General features: G+C 27.1%; 7 protein-coding genes. All 7 read left to right on the plus strand.

Annotated elements, in window-relative coordinates:
* The coding region (locus MPF13_RS15175) for a hypothetical protein (protein ID WP_502924529.1) at window positions 1-743 on the plus strand (743 nt) is incomplete at its 5' end.
* A gap of 249 nt (window positions 744-992) precedes the next feature.
* Window positions 993-2153 (plus strand): HlyD family secretion protein, encoded by a 1161-nt coding sequence (locus MPF13_RS15180; RefSeq protein ID WP_249983616.1) that lies wholly within the window; start codon window positions 993-995, stop codon window positions 2151-2153.
* Between the two features lie 8 nt (window positions 2154-2161).
* Window positions 2162-2479 (plus strand): HTH domain-containing protein, encoded by a 318-nt coding sequence (locus MPF13_RS15185; RefSeq protein WP_249983617.1) that lies wholly within the window; start codon window positions 2162-2164, stop codon window positions 2477-2479.
* A 115-nt stretch (window positions 2480-2594) separates the two neighbouring features.
* On the plus strand, window positions 2595-2783 hold the full coding sequence (locus MPF13_RS15190; protein ID WP_249983618.1) for a hypothetical protein: 189 nt from the start codon (window positions 2595-2597) through the stop codon (window positions 2781-2783).
* Window positions 2784-3003: 220 nt separating this feature from the next.
* A complete protein-coding gene (locus tag MPF13_RS15195; protein ID WP_249983619.1) occupies window positions 3004-3651 on the plus strand; it encodes a hypothetical protein in 648 nt (215 codons plus the stop codon).
* Between the two features lie 71 nt (window positions 3652-3722).
* Window positions 3723-5882 (plus strand): peptidase domain-containing ABC transporter, encoded by a 2160-nt coding sequence (locus MPF13_RS15200; protein ID WP_249983620.1) that lies wholly within the window; start codon window positions 3723-3725, stop codon window positions 5880-5882.
* Between the two features lie 227 nt (window positions 5883-6109).
* The gene (locus MPF13_RS15205) at window positions 6110-6769 is read left to right on the plus strand and encodes a PQLLE family protein (RefSeq protein WP_249983621.1); all 660 of its coding nucleotides are present in this window, start codon (window positions 6110-6112) and stop codon (window positions 6767-6769) included.
* The last annotated feature ends 326 nt before the right edge of the window (window positions 6770-7095 follow it).

The raw sequence follows: 7095 nt of genomic DNA on the forward strand, positions 1-7095 counted from the left end.
AAACAAAAGTTGCTGCTTTTTTACTCACTTTCTATTTTCCTTCGGAAAATAGCCGTTCACAAAAAACGCAACTTTCAATACACAAACACGTTGCCAAACATATGAAAAAGACAATTTATATAACTTTTATATTTCTGAATATATATTTGAATTTAAATAGTCAAAATAATATTGATTCGATTATTAAGAAATATGAAATTACTTTAATTGAAAGACCTCAAACAATTGAATTGATTAAATATTCTGGAAACAAATATTCTGGAAAAATCAAAACTAAATGGACTAAAGGTTCAATAAATAACTCTTGGATTAAAAGGTTGTGGAATGATATTTGGAATATTGAATGGATTGAAGTTAAAGAATATCAAGAATTAAAAGTTGAAACGACTATGAAACTTCTTGAAAAACTGGAAAAACTTGGAATTGAAACTATTAAAGACTGTAATTTTGAAAACAATTTTTGTGATGGGAATTTTTTAGATGGAGATTCAAACAAATTTGTTATTAAATCAAATAAGGTTGATAGGAAATATTACTTTGACGAAATATATCCAAATAACGGAAAAAATACAGAAAAAAATGAAACCCGAAATCAAGCTCAAAAATTTATAACTCTCATATATGAAAATATTGAATTAGAAGAATTTTACTCGAATGCGGTTTCTAAATTAGACAAAGGAACTTATTTTTATTCAAGAGGAGCTGGAGTTATTCAATTCAAAATTAGGAAAAAGAAAAAATAATACGTTTGGCAACACCGTGTATATTTTATTGCTTTCTTTTAACCAATTTACGAAAATCCTCGCAGATTTTCTATTCAATATTTATTTGCTAAATTTACGCTAAACCAACGCAACAAAGCATACACAAACACGTTGTACGCAAGCTCAGACCGAAACCAATAGCTTGTAAAAGCACATTTAATTTTGCTCGTTCCTCACAAAATTAAAAGAGCTTTCACTTAATAAACAAATAGCTTGAAAAGAAAAACTATGAAAAAACAAATATTCCCAAAAGAAATTATTGAAAATACTCTTGAAGTACATCAATTTAAACACACGAATAAAAGTAAAATTATTTACAGCATTATTTTGTTGACCTTAATTACTGCGTTAATTTCTCTGCCTTTTATTAGTGTTACAATTTACAATACTTCTCAAGGGCTCATAAGACCTGACAAGGAAAGAATTATTTTACAAAGCAGTAATAGTGGAAAAGTTATTTTTCATCAAATTAAAAATAATCTTCAAGTACATAAAGGAGACACCTTGTTACTTATAAATAACTTATCAATTACTCAAAAAATAAATACGACTACAAGCTTAATAAGTGAAACCAAAAGTTTTGTAGAAGATTTAAAACTTTTATCTAATCAAAAAAGAATTGCAAATAAATTACAATCTCTAAAATATAAACAAGAATTTAACTTCTATCAACAAAAATTGAGTGAATTAAATACTCGTTTTCAAAAAATAAAAGAAGACTACAATCGGAGTCAAAAATTATTCGACAAAGGTGTAATCGCTAAAATAGAACTCAACAATAGTAAACTAGATTACGATATATCTTTAAACGCTATCTATCAATATAAAAAACAACAGTATAGTAGTTGGCAAGCAGAGTTAGTGAATCAACAAAACCAATTAAAGGAACTAGAAAACAATCAAGTACAATTAGAAGAAACAAATAATTTATCTGTTATTAAAGCTCCAGTTTCAGGTACTTTATTAAATGTAAAAGGTGTTGAAAAAGGAAGTTTTATACAAAATGGCACTCAATTAGCCGAAATTTCACCGAAATCAGATTTAATAGTAGAGTGTTATATAAACCCAATAGATATTGGTTTAATAAAAAAAGAAAATAAAGTGAATTTTCAAGTGAGTGCGTTTAATTATAACCAATGGGGATTAGCCAATGGAAAAATCGAAGAAATTGGCAACGATGTACAAATGATTAATAATACACCAATGTTTAAAGTGTTGTGCTCACTTGACCAAGATTATTTACAACTAAAAAATGGATTTAAAGGACAATTAAAAAAAGGAATGTTTGTAAACGCTCGTTTTGAACTTACAGAACGTTCTCTTTTTGATTTACTATATGATAAAATGGATGATTGGATAAATCCTTCTAATCAAATTGCAAAGAAATAAAAACTATTATGAAAAACTTAAAAACTCTAGAACGCTTACAACGACTTCATCAAAGAATACAAAATGAAAATACAGGAACTCCAGAAGAACTATCAAGATTACTAGGAATTAGCAAACGCTCTGTACATCTATTAATAAAAGAATTAAAAGATTACGAAGCCAATATTTGTTATAGTAAAAGTAGAAAGACTTACTATTATTGCAATGATTTTGATTTAAAAGTTTCAATTTCTGTAGATGTACTAACAAACAATGAAGTAACTAATATATTTGGTGGTAGTTATTTTTTGAAAAATAATTTGTTGAGTGCAAGTTTTTTGCACTGAATGAAACTATGTTTGAATTATTAAAACAATATTAGATGCATATAGTAATGTTTTGATATTGATTGTAAAAAGTTTACAACAAAAAATAAATTATTAATTAAAAAATCGTAATTTTATGAAAAATTTAGAAAACTTTGGAGTTAAAGAATTAACTACAAATGAAGCTGTCAATATTGACGGAGGAAATTGGCTTAAACTTTTAAGAGCTATTGTAGTAGCTGCTGCTGCTGTACATGAAGAACTTTGTCCAGGCCCTGAATATCATAGAACTTCTTTTCATGCAATGGACAGAGGTGCTTGGTAGAGTGTAATCTTGATAACCTCAAGTGTATATTTTTTTTATTCTTGAGGTTTTCAAAAATTTTTAAATATGATTAAATATTTTAGATACTTCACTTTTTTACTAGCAATTGTTTTTGCATTTCTTTCTTTTGGTCATATAGATTTTCCTAGGAAGAAATTATTTTTATATATCTTAGTTTCTATATTAGTTATAGATTTCGTTATATCTAAGTTTAAAAAAAATGAGAGGAACTAAAATAACTACATTTCTTAAAAATCCATTTTGCAAAAAAAAAAGTTATCAAAATAAATTTATTTTTTTATTAACTATAACATTTATTAATATAATAATTAATTCGATTGTTTTACTCTTATTAGATTCTAACAATATAGAATCGGATAATGTAATATCAAAATTAAATATTATTGAACAATTTATTTTCATAGGTATTCTATTTCCAATAGTAGAAGAATTAATATTTAGATACCCTCTAAAACTAAGCCGAAATAATATTGACATGATATTTTATCTAACTATTCCTATTTCAATAATATTACTTTTTTCTTCAAATTTAATAACCTTAGTAATATTAATATTAACATTTATTTTATTATATATTTCTTTCAAAGAAAAAATAAAAGACAACATAAATAAAACTCCTACAAATATCTTTGTTTTTTATGGCTTAGCTTTCTTATTTTCTATATGTCATATAAATAATTATTCTTCTGATCCAATACATTATATAATTATTTTTTTTGTACTTGCTTTTATCTCTGGTATTTTATTCAGCGTAATAAGAATGCTTATAGGCTTTAAATATGCGGTTTGGTCCCATATTATATACAACAGTTTCTTTATTATTCTTAATTTTTTATATCCTATTTAATTTTTGATTATTACTTTCTCTGCAAAAAAATTGCAGTAAACTCCCCTTTCTTTGCCACAAAAATTCATAATATGGCAAAAATCACAATAAAACAACACGATATTACAGATTGTGGAGCAGCTTGTTTAGCATCCATATCAGCACATTATAATTTACAACTTCCAATTTCTCGTATTCGCCAATACGCAGGTACAGATAAAAAAGGTACAAACATATTAGGTTTAATAGAAGCCGCAGAAAAATTAGGTTTTGAAGCCAAAGGTGTTCGTGGTGAATTGGACAGTTTATTTAAAATACCAAAACCTGGCATTGCACATATTATTGTAAAAGAACAATTGCACCATTATATTGTTATTTACGAGGTTACAAAAGAATTTATAAAAATTATGGATCCTGGAGATGGGAAAATCCATAAAAAAACACATCAAGAATTTTTAAAAGAATGGACAGGTGTTTTGGTGTTGCTATTACCTAAAGAAGAATTTACGCCGACCAACGAAAAAGTATCTGTTTTAAAACGTTTTTGGTTTTTATTAAAACCTCATAAGTTTGTTTTATTTCAGGCTTTAGTTGGGGCTATTATTTATACCTTATTAGGGTTTTCAACCTCCATTTACATTCAAAAAATAACAGATTATGTACTAGTTGGTGGTAATACCAAATTGCTAAATTTACTAAGTTTAGTAATGCTAATACTATTAGTGTTACAAATTGTAATAGGTATTTTTAAAGATGTCTTTTTAATTAAAAGCGGTCAACAAATAGATGCTCGTTTAATTTTAGGATATTACAAACATTTATTAAAATTACCACAGCAATTTTTTGATACGATGCGTGTTGGAGAAATAATTTCTCGTATAAATGATGCCGTTAAAATTAGAGCCTTTATTAATGATGTATCTTTAAGTTTAACAGTTAATATACTTATATTATTTTTTTCTTTTGGTATTATGTTTCTATATTATTGGAAACTGGCACTAATTATGTTATTGGTTATTCCGCTATATTTAGTAGTATATATTATCATAAACAAACTCAACAAGAAAACAGAACGTAAAATAATGGAGAGTTCTGCCGAATTAGAAAGTCAGTTAGTAGAATCTTTAAATTCTGTGGGAACAATTAAACGTTTTGGTTTAGAAAGTTTTACTAACATTAAAACAGAAACACGTTTTATTAGTTTATTACATATTGGTTATAAATCAGCTTTAAATTCAGTTTTTTCAGGAACTTCTACAACTTTTATAGCACAATTATTTACTATTATTTTATTGTGGAGTGGCTCTTATTTTGTAATTGAAAGAGAAATTACGCCTGGAGAATTATTATCTTTTTATGCAATCATTGGTTATTTTATGAATCCTGTAGCAAGTTTAATTGGTGCAAACAAACAAATACAAAATGCGTTAATTGCAGCAGACCGTTTATTTGAGATTATGGATTTAGAAAGAGAAGAAAATACTGAAAAGGTAGTATTGAAAAAAGAGAAGATTGACGACATCGAATTTAAGAACGTAGCTTTTAGATATGGTACAAGAGTACAAGTTTTTAGAGATTTCAACTTAAAAGTTAAGAAAGGAAATATTACTGCAATTGTTGGAGAAAGTGGTTCTGGAAAATCAACCCTAATTTCTCTTTTACAAAATTTATATCCTATTCAAAAAGGAGGTATTACTATTGGAGATTTAGATTTAAAATATATTCAGCACGAAAGTTTGCGAGAATTAGTAAGTGTTGTTCCACAAAAAATAGATTTGTTTGCAGGAAATGTGATTGATAATATTGCTGTGGGAGATTTTGCTCCCAACATGGAGTTGATTATAGAGATTTGCAAATCAATTGGCATTTTAGAATTTATTGAAAGTTTACCTAACGGTTTTAACACATATTTAGGAGAAAACGGAGCTACACTTTCTGGAGGACAAAAACAACGAATTGCGATTGCAAGAGCTTTATATAAAAAACCAGAAGTATTAGTATTAGATGAGGCAACATCTTCTTTAGATTCTACTTCAGAAAATTATATACAGAAAGCGATAGAAAGATTACGTCAAGACAATAAAACTATTATCATTATCGCTCATAGATTAAGTACCGTAATTAATGCAGATGAAATTGTAGTATTAGAAAAAGGAGAAGTTTTAGAACAAGGAAATCATAAAGAATTATACTCCAAAAAAGGACATTATTATAATCTATGGCAACAACAAATGCCAAATATTAAATTATAAACTAATATCATTGGTTTCATACTTTTAACAAATATTTTTCTTATCATTACACTTTAGGAGTATAAAAATGTTTCTTAGGAATACAAAAACAACATTTAGGAACTAATAATAAACAACTAGGAGGAACAAATAAAATGCTAGGAATCCCTAAACGAGTTACAGAAACAAAGCAACACTTGTTAGGGATAGAGAAAAAAGAATAATTAATAACAAAAATAAACTAGACTATGGCATCAAAGAGAAATTTTACAGAAATAGAAACACTAGAACAATACCGAGTATCATTAGAAAATGTAGAAAAACAACCCGAAATAGCCACAATAATGGCAGAGTTTGGTTATGACAACACCTTATTAACAGAAGGTAAAACACTATTAACAAAAACAAGAGAAGCTTTTGATTATAATAAAAAAGAAGATACTGAAACTACAGTTGCTTACAATGATTTTATAACAACAAAAGAAAATTTAGCAAAAGTTTATAGTTTACACCGTAAAAAAGCAAAAGTTGTTTTTAGAAAAGAAGAAGTTACCTTAAAAAATTTAGGGTTAAAAGGGAGTTTACCAGCAGCATATATAAAATGGCTAGAAGCTGTAAAGAAATTTTACTCGGTTGCAGTTGGTAATTCAGAAATTGAAACAAAACTAGCTCCTTTAAAAGTAACTCCAGCCGAATTGCAAGAAACAGTAACACTAATTACAAGTTTAGAAACTGCAAGAGCTGAATATTTGAGAGAAAAAGGAGAAAGTCAAGATGCAACAAAACTGAAAGACACAGCATTTGGAGAATTAGATGATTGGATGCGAGATTTTTATGCTGTTGCAAAAATAGCATTAGAAGACAATCCACAACTTTTGGAATCTTTAGGGAAATTTGTAAGAAGTTAGGAACTTTTAAATCCAGCACATTGGCAACCTTAAAAAAAAAGCTTGCCAAAGAGCTTAAACTTAGTACATATATTGAAAATTCAGATAATTAACAAATGATAATAGCCAGCGTACAACAACGTATAAAAAAAATTGCTGTTTTTAGCTAATTTACGAAAGACCTCGCTGACTTTTTATCTGTATTTTATTTGCTAATTTTAGTGCTTAAACCACGCAACTTTTCTTATACACACACGTTGTAAGTAATTTCGAAGAATCGCCCGAAAAAACAAATCAAATTGAAAGAAAAAAGTAACTATTAAAAAGGAATCAATAAAAATTGGAAA

The sequence above is a fragment of the Polaribacter sp. Z022 genome, assembly GCF_023555495.1.
Lineage (GTDB): Bacteria > Bacteroidota > Bacteroidia > Flavobacteriales > Flavobacteriaceae > Polaribacter.